Annotated in this window: 9 protein-coding genes; 3 read left to right on the forward strand and 6 right to left on the reverse strand. The window is 65.9% G+C overall.

The window, feature by feature from the left end; all coding sequences use genetic code 11:
- Positions 1 to 171 precede the first annotated feature (171 nt).
- The 3 genes from C8J25_RS01625 to uxuA all read left to right on the forward strand — a co-directional run bounded on the left by C8J25_RS01625 (position 172) and on the right by uxuA (position 4,972).
- Positions 172 to 2,790: a glycosyl hydrolase 115 family protein gene (locus C8J25_RS01625; RefSeq protein ID WP_244186654.1), complete on the forward strand. Its 2,619-nt coding sequence runs from the start codon at positions 172 to 174 to the stop codon at positions 2,788 to 2,790.
- A gap of 103 nt (positions 2,791 to 2,893) precedes the next feature.
- The gene (locus C8J25_RS01630; protein WP_425275434.1) at positions 2,894 to 3,691 is read left to right on the forward strand and encodes a FadR/GntR family transcriptional regulator; all 798 of its coding nucleotides are present in this window, start codon (positions 2,894 to 2,896) and stop codon (positions 3,689 to 3,691) included.
- Between the two features lie 108 nt (positions 3,692 to 3,799).
- Entirely contained in the window at positions 3,800 to 4,972 is a 1,173-nt protein-coding gene (gene uxuA, locus C8J25_RS01635; protein WP_107951984.1) for a mannonate dehydratase, read from the forward strand.
- A gap of 9 nt (positions 4,973 to 4,981) precedes the next feature.
- Here the strand turns inward: uxuA and C8J25_RS01640 are convergent, their stop codons facing one another.
- The 6 genes from C8J25_RS01640 to C8J25_RS01665 form a co-directional block, all read right to left on the reverse strand.
- The gene (locus C8J25_RS01640; RefSeq protein ID WP_107951985.1) at positions 4,982 to 5,782 is read right to left on the reverse strand and encodes a FadR/GntR family transcriptional regulator; all 801 of its coding nucleotides are present in this window, start codon (positions 5,780 to 5,782) and stop codon (positions 4,982 to 4,984) included.
- A gap of 145 nt (positions 5,783 to 5,927) precedes the next feature.
- Positions 5,928 to 8,057 carry a right-handed parallel beta-helix repeat-containing protein gene (locus tag C8J25_RS01645; protein ID WP_208622486.1) on the reverse strand — a complete coding sequence of 710 codons (2,130 nt, stop codon included), beginning with the start codon at positions 8,055 to 8,057 and terminating at the stop codon, positions 5,928 to 5,930.
- Between the two features lie 113 nt (positions 8,058 to 8,170).
- The gene (xylA, locus tag C8J25_RS01650) at positions 8,171 to 9,481 is read right to left on the reverse strand and encodes a xylose isomerase (protein ID WP_107951986.1); all 1,311 of its coding nucleotides are present in this window, start codon (positions 9,479 to 9,481) and stop codon (positions 8,171 to 8,173) included.
- 6 nt (positions 9,482 to 9,487) lie between these two features.
- Positions 9,488 to 10,933, reverse strand: a complete 1,446-nt coding sequence (xylB, locus tag C8J25_RS01655; protein WP_107951987.1) for a xylulokinase — start codon at positions 10,931 to 10,933, stop codon at positions 9,488 to 9,490.
- A complete protein-coding gene (locus tag C8J25_RS01660; RefSeq protein ID WP_107952576.1) occupies positions 10,933 to 12,081 on the reverse strand; it encodes a glycoside hydrolase family 43 protein in 1,149 nt (382 codons plus the stop codon). The genes xylB and C8J25_RS01660 overlap by 1 nt, the downstream gene beginning before the upstream one ends.
- A 150-nt stretch (positions 12,082 to 12,231) precedes the next feature.
- Positions 12,232 to 13,875, reverse strand: a complete 1,644-nt coding sequence (locus tag C8J25_RS01665; RefSeq protein WP_107952578.1) for a glycoside hydrolase family 43 protein — start codon at positions 13,873 to 13,875, stop codon at positions 12,232 to 12,234.
- Between the last annotated feature and the right edge of the window lie 4 nt (positions 13,876 to 13,879).

Here is a 13,879-nt window from a genome sequence, read left to right on the forward strand (position 1 = left end):
CCGATGATCCGGCAAGATCGGTTCGACGATAAAGGCGCAGGCCGGCGAGATTTCGCGCGAAGACCCGACGGGCGCGCGGTCGGGCTACGGATAACCGACGAGAGGTCCGCCAAGCGAAGCCAGCGGGTTTCACATGGGGCTGTCCGCCTGCTCACGACAGGAGAGACGACGATGTCACAGGCCGTATCACGCCGTACGCTGATGGGTGGTGCCGCATGTGGCGCTGCGCTCGCGACGCTGCCCTTGCTCACTGTCGAGGCGCATGCGGCGCCCGATCCGCGGACCGCGTTTCCCCTGATCGCAAAGGGCGTTCCGGCAGCCGTCATGATCGATGCCGACGCCGACAGCGCGGTTCGGCATGTCGCGACCAATTTCGCGGCCGATTTGGAGAGGGTCAGCGGCATCGCTGCGCGATTGATCGATGCCGCGAGCGGCGTTGTGCAGGGGCCGGTGGTTATCATTGGCGTCCTTGGCCACAGCGCCGTCATCGATCGTCTCGTGGCGGCCGGCAAGATCGCGGCTGCCGACCTGCACGGCGAATGGGAAGCGTTTCGGCAGATCGTCGTCGACGACCCTATGCCGGGCGTGTCGCGTGCGCTGGTGATCGTCGGGTCGGACCGGCGGGGCGCGGTGTACGGTACCTATGACGTGTCCGAGCGGATCGGCGTTTCGCCGTGGCACTGGTTCGCGGACGTGCCCGTCCGTCGCCAGCGCGATGTGCCGATCCCTGCCGGCTCCAGGCGCGACCAGCCCAAGGTCCGCTATCGCGGGTTCTTCATCAACGACGAGGATCCTTGCCTCAGCGGCTGGGCGAAGAAGGCGTTCGGTGGCGTGAACGCGGCGATGTACGTGCACGTCTTCGAACTGCTGCTACGGATGAAGGGCAATTATCTGTGGCCCGCCATGTGGGGCAAGGCGTTCGCCGACGACGACCCCGCGAGCATGGTGCTGGCCGACGCGATGGGCGTGGTGATGGGCAATTCGCACCACGAGCCGATGCTGCGCGCGCAGGCCGAATGGCATCGTCACGAAGATGGCGGCGTCACCGGCGGCGCATGGGATTACGACAAGAACGGCGCCAACCTGCGGAAATTCTGGCGCGGCGGGATCGAGCGCATGATGGCGCAGTGCGGCGGCCAGCATTACGACTCCGTCGTGACCGTCGGCATGCGCGGTGACGGCGACGAGGCGATGGCCGAGGGCACCGCGACCGGGCTGCTCGAACGCGTCGTTGCCGACCAGCGCCAGATCATCGCCGACGTCACCGGCAAACCGGCGAGCGAGACGCCGCAGGTCTGGGCGCTCTACAAGGAAGTGCAGGACTATTACGATCACGGCATGAAGGTGCCGGACGACGTCACGTTGCTGTTCTCGGACGATAATTGGGGCCAGATCCGTCGCCTGCCCGATCCCGCCGCACCACCGCGAAAAGGTGGGTACGGCATCTATTATCACTTCGATTACGTCGGCGGTCCGCGCAACTACAAGTGGATCAACACCAACCAGATCGAGAAGACCTGGCAGCAGATGGACCTCGCGTACAGGCGTGGTGCGGCGCAGATCTGGATCGTCAACGTCGGCGATATCAAGCCGATGGAATATCCGCTGGGGTTCTTCCTGGCGCAGGCCTGGAACCCGGATGCGATGACCCCCGCTGCGGTTGCCGATTATCCGCGTGCGTGGGCGACGGCGACGTTCGGCCCGGACCAGGCGCGCGCGATCGGCGAGATCGTCACGCAGTACAGCCAGTATGTCGCACGCCGAAAGCCCGAACTGATCGACCAGGACAGCTTCCCGTTGAGCGAAGTCACCCCCAAGGGCCTCGATGGCGGCGAGTTCGGCGCGATGGTTGCGCAGTGGGACGCGCTGGAGGCACGGATGCTTACGGTTCGCGCCACGCTGCGGCCGGATCAGCGCGACGCCTATCATCAGTTGATCGAGTTTCCCGTGGCGGCGGTCGCGAACCTGTACCGGATGTATTACGGCACCGCGTGGAACCGGCTGCTGGCCTCGAAGAACGATGCGCGTGCCAATTATTTTGCCGACCAGGTCGAAACGGCTTTCGGGCGCGACGGCGAACTGACGCAGCGGTATCACAGTATCAACGGCGGTAAGTGGGACGGCATGATGGCGCAGGTCCATATGAGCTATGTCATCTGGAACGACCCCACCAAACAGACCATGCCGAGCATCGTCCGGGTCGGCGCCGATACGCCTGAGGCAAAGCGTCGGCAGCAGCCGGTCTTCGTTCCGACGCCCGCGACGCAGGCCGGTATCGTCGCTCTCGAAGCACCCGCGTTCAGTCGCGCACGCGACGGCAAGGGGCTGCGCTGGACGACGATCCCGCATCTGGGTCGTACGGCAGGTGCGATGATCGCGATGCCGCAAGGTCGACCTGCAACGCTGGCGAGTGACGGCGTCTGTCTGGAATACGATGTCGTCGTGGCCAAGGCGGGACCGGCGACCGTGACGCTGTACCTCGTGCCGACGCTCGACACGTTCGGTCATGACGGATCGCGCATCGGCGTGTCGATCGACGGCGGTGCGGTTCAGGTCCTGCGTGCGGTGCTCGAGCCTACCGGAGGCGATACGGACAATATTGCCAAGGCGCGCTGGGCGGATGCGGTGCGTGACAATGGCGTACAATTGTCGACAGGCCTCGGTGACGTCGCTAGCGGCCGTCATACGATCAAGATCTGGCGGCTGGATGACAACATGGTGCTCCAGAAGCTGGTACTTGCGACCATCCCGGTACCGATGTCCTATCTCGGTGCGGTTCCCGTCGCCTGACGGAACGCACCGCGCGGCGATCCCTTAGTGTATTCGACGATGCCAGTTTCCTTGGGAAGGGCGACGTAGTAGCATCAATACGCAGACATTAGAGGTAAGTCCAGTGGCAAAGCCCGCCTCCCAGAACGCGTTGTTCGCGGTCGGAAAATACGACGCTCCCGCGAACGACCGCTTGTACCAGCGGCTGGCGCGGCGACTGTTTGAGGAACTGGTCGCCGGCACCTATGCGATCGGCGATCGGCTGCCCGCCGAACGCGAACTGGCGATCGATTACGGCGCCAGTCGCCCGGCGGTGCGTGAAGCCCTCATCGCACTGGAAGTGCAAGGTTTTATCGAAGTCCGTGTCGGCTCCGGCGCGTATGTCTGCCGGCTGCCGGGGCAGGGCGAAGAGCCGGGTTTCGCGATCACCGCGTTCGAACTGACCGAAGCGCGGATCATGTTCGAGGGTGAGGCGGCAGCGCTCGCAGCGGTCCAGATCACCGATGCCGAGATCGACCTGCTCGACGGACTGGTCGAGGCGATGGCGACCGAGAATTTGCTGACCGAAGTCACCGAGATCGCCGATCGCGATTTTCACATGGCGATCGCCAAGGCCACGCGGAATTCGGGCGTTGTTCGGACGATCGAGGATCTGTGGCATTTGCGCTCGACCTCGCCCGAATGCGCGCTTCTCCATGCCAAGGCGCGCAACGCCAAGGTGCGGCCGGTGGTGGCCGAACATGCTGCAATCGTTGATGCTTTGCGCGCGCGCGATGCGGCGGCAGCGCGGGGCGCGATGCGCGCGCACCTGACGTCGGTGATGGACCACCTCCTGTTCCAGACCGAGGAGATGGCGATGGAACAGGCTCGACTGGCACTTGCGACGACTCGCCAGCGTTACGGCGGCGTCCCGACCATTTGATCCATATGGCGACCAAGCGCTTATAGGTTGTCAGACCAATTTGATCGTTGCTATCGACAGTGTGAGCACGTGGCTGCACCGCCATGGAAAAACGGGGATGAGCGGCCGATGAAGATGACCCAGACCATGCGCTGGTTTGGCCCGAACGACCCGGTGCCGCTAAACGCCATCCGCCAGGCCGGCGCGACCGGGATCGTCACGGCGCTGCACGAGGTCGCCAATGGCGACGTCTGGACCGTCGACGCCATCGCCGCGCGTCGCGTGATGATCGAGGAAGCGGGGCTTGACTGGAAAGTGGTCGAGAGCCTGCCCGTCGTCGAGGATCTCAAGCGGCGTTCGGGCGACTGGGATCGGCTGATCGAGGCTTATGTCGCCAGCCTGCGGAATCTTGCGGGGCAGGGCATCGAGGTCGTGACCTATAATTTCATGCCGTTGCTCGACTGGACGCGGACCGACCTGAGCTGGGCGTTGCCGGACGGCGCGCGCGCGTTGCGGTTCGAGCTGCACGCGCTGGCCGCCTACGACATTTACATCCTGCGCCGCCCGGACGCCGAGCGGGATTACCCAGCCGATGTCGTCGCTATCGCCGCCGAGCGGTTCGCGGCGATGGACGATGCCGCGCGTGCGACGCTGGAGCGAACGATCATCGCCGGGCTGCCGGGTAGCGAGGAGAGCTTCAGTTCGCCTCAGTTGCTCGAGCAGATCGAGACCTATGCCGATATCGACGCGGGCCGCCTGCGTGCGAACCATGTCGCGTTCCTGGAGGCGGTGTGTCCCGTCGCCGAGGCCGAGGGCATCCGGCTAGTGGTGCACCCCGACGATCCGCCATTTCCGATCTTCGGCCTGCCCCGCGTCGTCAGTACCGAGGCGGACGTCAGCGCGCTGTTCGCCGCCGTGCCATCGGCCGCCAACGGGCTGTGTTTCTGCAGCGGATCGTTCGGCGTGCGCGCGGACAACGACCTGCCGGGGATGGTCCGTCGGCTCGGCGAACGCATCGGCTTCGTGCATCTGCGATCGGTGCAGCGCGAACCCGGTGGCGCGTTTCACGAGGCGGCGCATCTGGAGGGCGATGCGAACATGCCCGCGATCATGACCGAGCTGGTCGCGTTGCAGGCGCGCACGGGCCGGTCGCTGCCGATGCGCCCCGACCACGGGCACCAGATGGTGGACGATCTCAACAAGCGGACCAACCCCGGCTATTCGCTGATCGGCCGGCTGCGCGGGCTGGCGGAACTGCGCGGACTGGAAACGGGTATCGCGCATGGCCGGGGCGCCGCGTAGGAACCAAGCTTACCGCGTCATCGCCAGCTGCGTATCGTCGAGCGCCAGGTCCACGAGCTTGCGCATCGCCGCGTTGGCGGCGGTAGGGTCGCTCGCGGCGATCGCCTCGTACACGCGGACGTGATCGGGGATCGGGTTGCGCGGTAGCGAACGGGTGCGCTGCTTGAACTGCGTCGTCCAGCTTACTGCCGCGCCAATGCTCGCGCTCAACACGACGAGCGCGTCGTTGCGGGTCGCCTGCAACACGGCGTTGTGGAATTCGCGGTCCGCGGCACGGCCGGCTTCGGTGGCCAGCGTGTGGCGGCGCATCGCGGCGAGCGACTCCTTCATCACGGCAAGGTCGGCACGATCGCGTCGCTCGGCGGCCAGCGCGGCAGCGGCAGGCTCGACGATCGCGCGCAGCTCGAACAGGCCGCGGACGAAGTCGATGTCGGGTTCGCCCGCGAAGGCCCAGGCGAGCACGTCGGGATCGAGCAGGTTCCAGCGACTGCGCGGCAACACGCGGGTGCCGGTTTTGGGTCGACTTTCGACCAATCCCTTCGCCATCAGCACCTGGACCGCCTCGCGGTAGGCACTGCGCGACACGTCCAGCGCCTCCGAAAACGCAACTTCGCCCGACAAGGTATCGCCCGGGAGATACTCGCCCGACAGGATCGCGGTGCCCAGCTTGTGCGCGATCGCACCGTGCAGCCGCCGTCCCGTACCGCGTGGCGGGCGTGGCGGCGTCGCGCTTTCCGACGGTATCGCCGAGTCCGACGCGATTGGCGTATCCGACGACGGGCTCGTCTGATCGGGATTGAGGTTCGTCATTGGTAAGCTCCCATCGCCAAGGTGATAGCCGCGTGACAATCGCGAGACGATAAGAGATTTTCTGTCCTGGGGCTCAGAAGGCGCGGATTCGGGCCGAAATCGACACACCTCGGCATAGTGCGATACGCGTGGGTGGCCGCGATCGTCAGGGCTGCTTGTCCTCCGGCCGGACCCCGCTGTGGTCGATCACGCTGCGCGCGGCGGCTGGCCAGGCATCGCCCTCGACCTTGATATTGTCGACCGACCGGTTGTTCAGATAGTCGGTCCACGACCCCTGGAGCCGGCCGGAATTATACCAGTTGCCGATCGCCAGATTGTCCAGCGCGGTGCGTTTCGGCGCGATGAAATCCTGCGAGTTCAGGTTCAGCCAGACGCCGCCGACGCGGTCGATCACGTTGTTGCGGACCGTGACGTAGCGCGATCCCTCGTCGAGATAGATCGCGATCCCGCCCGCACCCGCGACATCGGCGATGTAGTTGTCGGCGATCAGCGCGCCCGGATCGGCGGACAGATGATAGATCGCGCCGCCATCGGGAAACCACTGCTTGACCCGGGTCATGCGGTTGCCGACGACGACCGTGTCGCGCAGCGTCGTCGGCGTATCGTAGACCAGATTGCCCGGCTGGTCGTAGTAGCCGCGCTGCTGTCGCCAATATTCCGCGCTGCCGCCGAGGTCGTTCGTGCCCCATCCCCAGCCGATGTCGATCCCGTCATACGGCGCGTCCGACACGTCGTTGTTCGCGATCACCGTCCCCGACGCATAGGTGACGAGGATCGCCGACTGCTCCTTGTAGTCGCGCGATACGCCGGCGATCCGGTTGTCGCGGATCAGGATGTCGCGCAGCCCCATTTCGGGGCGCGAGGGATGGTGCGCGTCGGGTCGGATGCCACCGACCATGATCGCACCGCCGGCGAGATCGCTGAAGCTGTTGCGCGTCACCTCGATCGCCGCCGCGCCCAGTCCGACGCCGCCGTCGTTCGCGTCGGGATTGTTGCCAATGCCGAGCGCGACCTGCCCGAGTTGCGAGAACTGGTCGTCGTCGAACACGATACGGGTCGCGGCGGCCACTTGCACTGCGGCGGGCTGCTGGTTCCAGCGGTTGCGCATCGCCTCGAACGCGGTGCATCCCCAGCTGCAATCGCGGATCGGGTCGGCGGGATAACCGGTCACGTCGCCCGCCAGATAGGCTCCGCTCTGCTGGCTCGCATAGCCTTGCGGGCTTGAGGGCTGCAGCCAACTGGTGTGGCGAAACGCGAGGTGGCGGAACTGGAGGTCGCGGACCGGTCGATCATAGCTGCCGCCGATCGAGACGAGCCGTTCGAGGATCGGCATCACGACTTTGGCGCGGCGCATGTCCTCGCCCGGCAACGGCTTGTAATAGAGCAGCCCCGCCTTGGGCTCGACATACCATTGGCCAGGCTCGCGCAAGAAGGCGAGCGCATTGACCAGGAACAGGCGCGCGACCTCGGCCGAGACCGGCCGAGCAATGGTGTCGTAGCCGATCAGGTTATTGCGCCAGCCCGGCTGTTGCATGACGATCCGGTTTCCTTGGGGCGATCCGCCTTCGATCCGGTCGACGACGGCGTGGCGATGCGTGAACCAGCTCATGCCCTCGATCTCGATACGGCGCTGGTCGGGGAGCGAGGCGAGTTCGCGCCACGCCGGGTCCTTGATGTCGAGGCCCCAGGTCTGGAACGTGACGGCGGAGCGCGGGATCTCGATGCGGGCACGGCTGGCGAGCCGGTCGTTCACCGTCAGTTGCCGCGGGTCGGCGCCCTTCGGCACGGCGGCGGACCAGATGCCCTTCGCGCGATCGGCGAGCCGCCACCGGTCGATCGGCATGCCGCCCGACAGGATCGGACGCGTGCCGGGCTCGCCTTCCCAGCGGACGGTGAAGCCGTTCTGGCCGCCATCGTCGGCGGTGAAGCGGAGCGGTACGGTCAGCCGATAGGTGCCCGGCGCGATCCGCACGGTGACGTCGTGATCCGGATTGAGACGTCGCACCGCGGCCTGCGCGCGCGCGGGCGTCGCGAACGGATGCGCGGTCGATCCGTCGCCTGCGTCCGATCCGTTCGGCGACAGGTGGAGCACGACCGGTACGGGAGCGGGGCGGTTTGGAATGACGATGTGATGGCGCGCAGGCGCTGCGGGGGGCGGCGCGATCACGGGAAAGGTCGGTTGTGGCGCAAGCTGCGCGAGCGCGGAGGATGGCTGGGTCGCGAATCCCGTCGCCATCAGCATCATCGCCGATACCGCACGTGTCAGGGTCGGCATCGCGTCTCTCCCGGTCGGTCAGAATGCCGCGAGCGCCGGCAGCCGACGCGCATTTCCGCCCTCTCGGGACATGCCCGATCCCACGCCGGAGCGCAGGATCGGGCGGTCGTTAATTACAGGACGCGGTTGATGAGGTTCTCGATCCGCTCCTGCTGGCCCGAGACCGGTTTCGGGTCGATGCCGCGCTCGATCGCGAGGTCGGCGATGCCGGCGAGGTCGAGCCCGCCGATCGCGCCACCGAATTCGCCGTCCCAGCCGGCATAGCGCTTGGTCTTGATCGCATCGATGCGGCCGTCTTCGATCAGCTTGGCGGCATTGAGCAGCCCCTTCGCGACGACGTCGATCGCGCCGACATGACCGTAGAACAGGTCGGCCGGGTCCATGCTCTGGCGCCGCACCTTGGCGTCGAAGTTGAAGCCGCCGGTGGTGAACCCGCCGGCGCGGATGATCTCGAGATTGGCGAGCGTCAATTCCTCGACAGAGTTCGGGAATTGATCGGTATCCCAGCCGTTCTGCGGATCGCCGCGGTTGGCGTCGATCGAGCCGAAGATGCCGAGCGCCGCGGCGGTCGCGATCTCATGCTCGAACGTGTGGCTGGCGAGGGTCGCGTGGTTCGCCTCGATGTTAACCTTGACCTCGTTCTCCAGGCCATAGCGCTTGAGGAAGCCATACACCGTCGCGGTGTCGAAGTCGTACTGGTGCTTGGTCGGCTCGAACGGCTTCGGCTCGATCAGGATCGTGCCGGTGAAGCCGATCTTGTGCTTGTGCTCGACGACCAGGCTCAGGAAGCGGCCGAAATTGTCCAGCTCGCGCTTCATGTCGGTGTTGAGCAGCGTCTCGTAGCCCTCGCGACCGCCCCACAGCACGTAGTTCTGGCCACCGAGACGGTGAGTCGCCTCGAGCGCATCGCGGACCTGCATCGCGCCGAACGCGAACACTTCAGGATCGGGGTTGGTCGCGCCGCCAGCGGCAAAGCGCGGGTGGCTGAACAGGTTGGCGGTGCCCCACAGGAGTTTCCGCCCCGACGCGGCCTGGAGCTGTTCGAGATGATCGACCGCTTCGGCGAAGAACTTACGGTGCTCGGTGATGTTGGCGGCGTCGGCCATCACGTCGACGTCGTGGAAGCAGTAATAGGGCACGTCGAGCGTCTTGAAGAACTCGAACGCGACCTCGCGCTTCATCGCCGCGGCGGCGCTGTCGTTTGCGCCGCGGTGCCACGGGCGATCGAACGTGCCGCCGCCGAACACGTCGGAGCCCGGCCAGCAGAAGGTGTGCCAGAAGCACGCGGCGAAGCGGAGGTGATCCTCCATGCGCTTGCCGAGGACCATCTTGTCCTTGTCGTAGAAGCGGTACGCCAGCTCGTTGGTGCTGTCGGGGCCCTCATATTTGATCTGGGGGATATCGGCGAAGAAGTCGGACATCAAAGCTTCCTACGATTTTGGGGTGATGCGGGAATAGGCTTGGCGGAACGCGGCCTTCTTTTCGGCGAGCGCCGAGACGAGGGCAGGGTCGGGGACGATGGTGTGCGAGACGGGGGGCGCGACGCAGATCTCAGCGGGGTCGCCGCCGTCGACGCCGAGCTGGGCGAGGCGTGCGGCACCGAGCGCGGGGCCGACCTCGCCGCCCTGTAGATAGACGAGTTCGACCTCCATCGCCGCGGCGATCACCTGACCCCAATAGCGCGAACGGGCACCGCCGCCGATCACCGCGAGGCGCTCGACCGTCGTGCCGGCCTCCCGCAACACGTCGAGACCGTCGGCGAGCGCGAACGCCACGCCCTCCAATACCGCCTGCGACAGGCGACCGGCATCGGTGTCGTTGTCGAGGCGGAGGAACGCACCGCGCACCTCCGGATCGTTATGCGGCGTGCGCTCGCCCGAGAGGTAGGGGAGGAAGATCTCGGGGCCACTGGCGGGGCCGGCGGCCTCGGCGCGCGCGAACAGGTCGGCGGCACCGGCGGCACCGGTGATCCGTGCGACCCAGTCGATGCACGACGCCGCCGACAGATGGACCGACATCTGGTGCCACATCCCGGGAAGCGCGTGACAGAAGGCGTGGACCGCACGCGCCGGATTGGGGCGGAAGTCGTTGGTCGCCACGAAGATCACGCCCGACGTGCCGAGCGACAGCAACGCATCGCCGTCCTTGACGACACCGACGCCGACTGCGCCCGCAGCATTGTCGCTGCCGCCCGCGGCGACCGGCACCTGCGGCATGCCCCACAGCTCAGCGACCTCGGCGGTGAGCGTGCCGGTGATCTCCGTGCCCTCGTACAGCGCCGGCATCTGCGCCTGCGTCAGCCCGCAGGCGGTGAGGATCTCGTCGCTCCAGCAGCGGCGGCCGACGTCAAGCCACAACGTGCCGGCGCTGTCGGACAGGTCCGATGCCTTGTCGCCGGTCATCAGCAACCGGACATAGTCCTTGGGCAACAACACCGTGGCGATCTTCGCGAAGACCTCCGGCTCATGCTCGCGCACCCACAGCAGCTTCGGTGCGGTGAAGCCGGGCATGGCGATGTTCCCCGAAATCGCGCGCAGATCGGGGACGGCGCGCTCCAGTGCCTCGCATTCGGCGAAGCAGCGGCCGTCGTTCCACAGGATCGCGGGACGGAGCGGCCGGTCGTCGGCGTCGAGCAACGTCGCGCCGTGCATCTGGCCGGCAAGCCCTACGCCGCGCACCGAGCGGCGGACGCTCGGGTCGATCGCCTGCACCGCGGCGATCGTCGCCTTCCACCAAGCGTCCGGATCCTGTTCGGACCAGAGCGGATGCGGCCGCTGCACGGTCAGCGCGGCGGTACCCTGGCCCACCACGCTGCCATGCTGGTCGAGCACCACGGCCTTGACACCCGAGGTGCCGATATCGATTCCGAGGAACATCAGTTGACGAACGGATCGATGGTCGGGATCGAGCCGTCGGGCGCGAACTTCAGTTCGGTCACCTTGACGTTGCGGAGGTGGTTCTTGTTGCTCATCTGCGTGTCCGCATAGAACAGCCACCATTTCTTGTTCCACTCGACGATCGAATGGTGGCTGGTCCAGCCCTGTACCGGCTTCAGGATATGGCCCTTGTACGTGAACGGGCCGTACGGGTTGTCACCGGTCGCGTAGTTCAGGAAGTGCGTGTCGCCGGTCGAGTAGGTGTAGTAATATTTGCCCCCGCGCGTGAAGACCCAGGACGCCTCGAAAAAGCGGCGCTCATGGTCGCCGCCGAGCACGGGCTTGCCGGCTTCGTCGAGAATCTGGACGTCGCGCGGCGTCTCGGCGAAGCTCTTCATGTCGGGATTGAGCTTGGCGATCTTGCCCGAGAGCGCGGGCTGGTCGTCCTTGCCGAGATCGGTGTCGGAGCCGTTGGCGTCGAACTTGCCATCCTTCCAGCGCTGGAGCTGGCCGCCCCAGATGCCGCCGAAATACATGTAGCTCGCGCCGTTCGCGTCGGTGAACACCGCAGGGTCCATCGAGAAGCTGCCGGCGATCGGCTTGGGATCGGCCTTGAACGGGCCGACCGGGCTCTTCGAGGTGGCGACGCCGATCCGGAACGTGCCGAGGCCGTTCTTGTCGAGCTGTTTGTCGCGCGCCGGGAAGTACAAATAATAGGTGCCGTTCTTGTAGGCGGCATCGGGGGCCCACATCTGCTGCGACGCCCAGGGCACGTCCTTCACGTCGAGCGCGACGCCGTTGACCTTCACCGGGCCGCCGATGCGGTCCATGCTCAGGACGCGGTAATCGCGCATCGCATATTGGTTGCCGAGGTCGTCGTCCGGGATCTTCACGTCGATGTCGTGGCTCGGATAGACGTAGATCTTGCCGCCGAAGACGTGCGCCGACGGATCGGCGGTGTAGATGCTGGTGACCAGCGGCTGCGACAGATAGCGCTTGCCGTCGGGGCTGCGCGGTTCCTTGCCGGCGGACGTGGTTTTAGCCCCGGGCGTCGAGGGTGCGTTCCCCCCATTGGTCTGGGCGAGGGCGATAGTCCCCGTTGCGGCAAGTGCGGCAATGACGAGCGTAGGCGCGAGGCTGAAACGCATCGGTCCGTGGTCCTTCCTAATGTTCACCATCTGATGTGGTGTCGAGCTTCGATGTGTTTGGGTAGCGCTACCGTACGAAACGTGTCAACTCTTAGCACGCCGGGCGGACGACTGTCGACATGACCTTAGTCGCCTGTGGACGTACTCGACTCACTTCCTCCACGCATAGGGACCGACCAGCGTGCCGACGAAGCCGCCTGCGGTCTTGGTGCTGAGAATGCGCGCATCGACGTCGCGCGCGAGGGTCTTCTGGCCGCCGGCGCCGTCATAATCGAACGCCATCGTGCCGCCGTTCGCGCGGATCGTCAGCGTGACGGGGCCCGTGCCGGTGACGGGTGCGGAGGCGACCAGTTGTTCCTTCCCCTTGTCGGCGGTGTAGAGCGCGACGACGGGCTTGCCGGCGATCCGGGTGATGCCGAAGAACAGATAGTTTGTGTCGCTCTGCATTGCGACTAGGCCTGCGCGGTCGCCATCGGTGTCGGGGGTGAAGCGGACCGTCGTCGACATCGTCGCGACGTGATGCTGCTGGCGGCGTCCGACGAACGAGGGCACCTTGGAGAGGTCGCCGATGTGTCCGCCGCGGTCGAGAATCAGGTCGCCGTGGTCGAGCCGGTAGAAGGGCGTCTTGGGCGTACGTACGCCGACCCATTGCATCGCCAGCTTGCTACCGTCGAAGCTGTCGACATAGCCGAAGTCACCGCTGGTCGGGATGCGGCTGGGCGGGCTTGCAGGCAGCTTGGGCTTGGTGCCGACGAACGGGACCGGCTGGCCCTTCGGCAGGATGATCGGCCAGCCGTCCTTCCATGTTACCGGTAACAAGAACGTCTCGCGGCCGATATTGTAATAGTCGCCCTCGTATGGCCGCACGCCGAGGAAGGTCGCGTACCAGTCGCCGTTCTGCGTCTCGACGAGCTTGGCATGGCCGGTCGACGTGACCGGGTTGGCCCGGGCCGGGTCGAGATCGCGCTGAGTCAGGATTGGATTGCCCGCGAACGGGACGTAAGGTCCGCGCAGCGACTTCGAGCGCAGCGCGACCTGCGAATGGTTGACGCTGGTACCGCCCTCGGCTGCGGTCAGGTAATAATAGCCGTCCTTGCGGAAGATGTGCGGGCCCTCGATCCAAACCGGCTTCTTGGAGATGTCGACGCCGCCGTTGATCAGCTGCGCGCTGTCGCCGACCATCTTTCCCGCGCGCCAGTCATATTCCTGGATCCAGATCGCGCGGTGGCCGTCGTAGCGCGGCGGCTCGGCGGGCGCGCGGTTGTTGACGATATACGCCTTGTCGCCCTCCCAGTAGATCGACGGGTCGATGCCTTCGAACGGCAGCCATGTCGGGCTCGACCACGGTCCCGCCGGGTCCTTCGCGGTAATGACGAAATTGCCTTTGCACTCGACGCAGGTGTTGACGATGTAGAAGACGCCGTCGTGGTACGAGATGTCGGGTGCGAACACCGCCTGCGACGTGCGCATACCGGTGAAGTCGAGTTGCTCCGGCCGGTCGATCGCATTTCCGATCTGCGTCCAGTTCACCAGGTCCTTCGACTTGAAGATCGGCAGGCCGGGGTAGTGCGCGAACGAGGAGAGGACGAGGTAATAGTCGTCGCCGACGCGCGTCACCGACGGGTCAGGATAATAGCCCGACAGGATCGGGTTGCGATATTGGTCGGGGCCGACGCTGACCTTCTCCTGCGTGTGCCCGTCATAGCTGAAGCTGCTGAACCGCGGTGCGTCGCTGGCGAACGCCGGCGTTCCGAGCGCGAGACCGGCGAGCAGTGCGAATTTCTGGATTTTCATGGCG

Source organism: Sphingomonas faeni (assembly GCF_003053745.1).
In the GTDB taxonomy this organism is placed as follows: Bacteria; Pseudomonadota; Alphaproteobacteria; order Sphingomonadales; family Sphingomonadaceae; genus Sphingomonas; species Sphingomonas faeni.

Bases quoted from the DNA above. Each gene is read 5' to 3' on its own strand.
- C8J25_RS01625 (WP_244186654.1), top strand. From the start codon at position 172: ATGTCACAGGCCGTATCACGCCGTACGCTGATGGGTGGTGCCGCATGT.
- uxuA (WP_107951984.1), top strand. From the start codon at position 3,800: ATGAAGATGACCCAGACCATGCGCTGGTTTGGCCCGAACGACCCGGTG.
- C8J25_RS01640 (WP_107951985.1), bottom strand. From the start codon at position 5,782: ATGACGAACCTCAATCCCGATCAGACGAGCCCGTCGTCGGATACGCCA.
- C8J25_RS01645 (WP_208622486.1), bottom strand. From the start codon at position 8,057: ATGCCGACCCTGACACGTGCGGTATCGGCGATGATGCTGATGGCGACG.
- xylB (WP_107951987.1), bottom strand. From the start codon at position 10,933: ATGTTCCTCGGAATCGATATCGGCACCTCGGGTGTCAAGGCCGTGGTG.
- C8J25_RS01660 (WP_107952576.1), bottom strand. From the start codon at position 12,081: ATGCGTTTCAGCCTCGCGCCTACGCTCGTCATTGCCGCACTTGCCGCA.
- C8J25_RS01665 (WP_107952578.1), bottom strand. From the start codon at position 13,875: ATGAAAATCCAGAAATTCGCACTGCTCGCCGGTCTCGCGCTCGGAACG.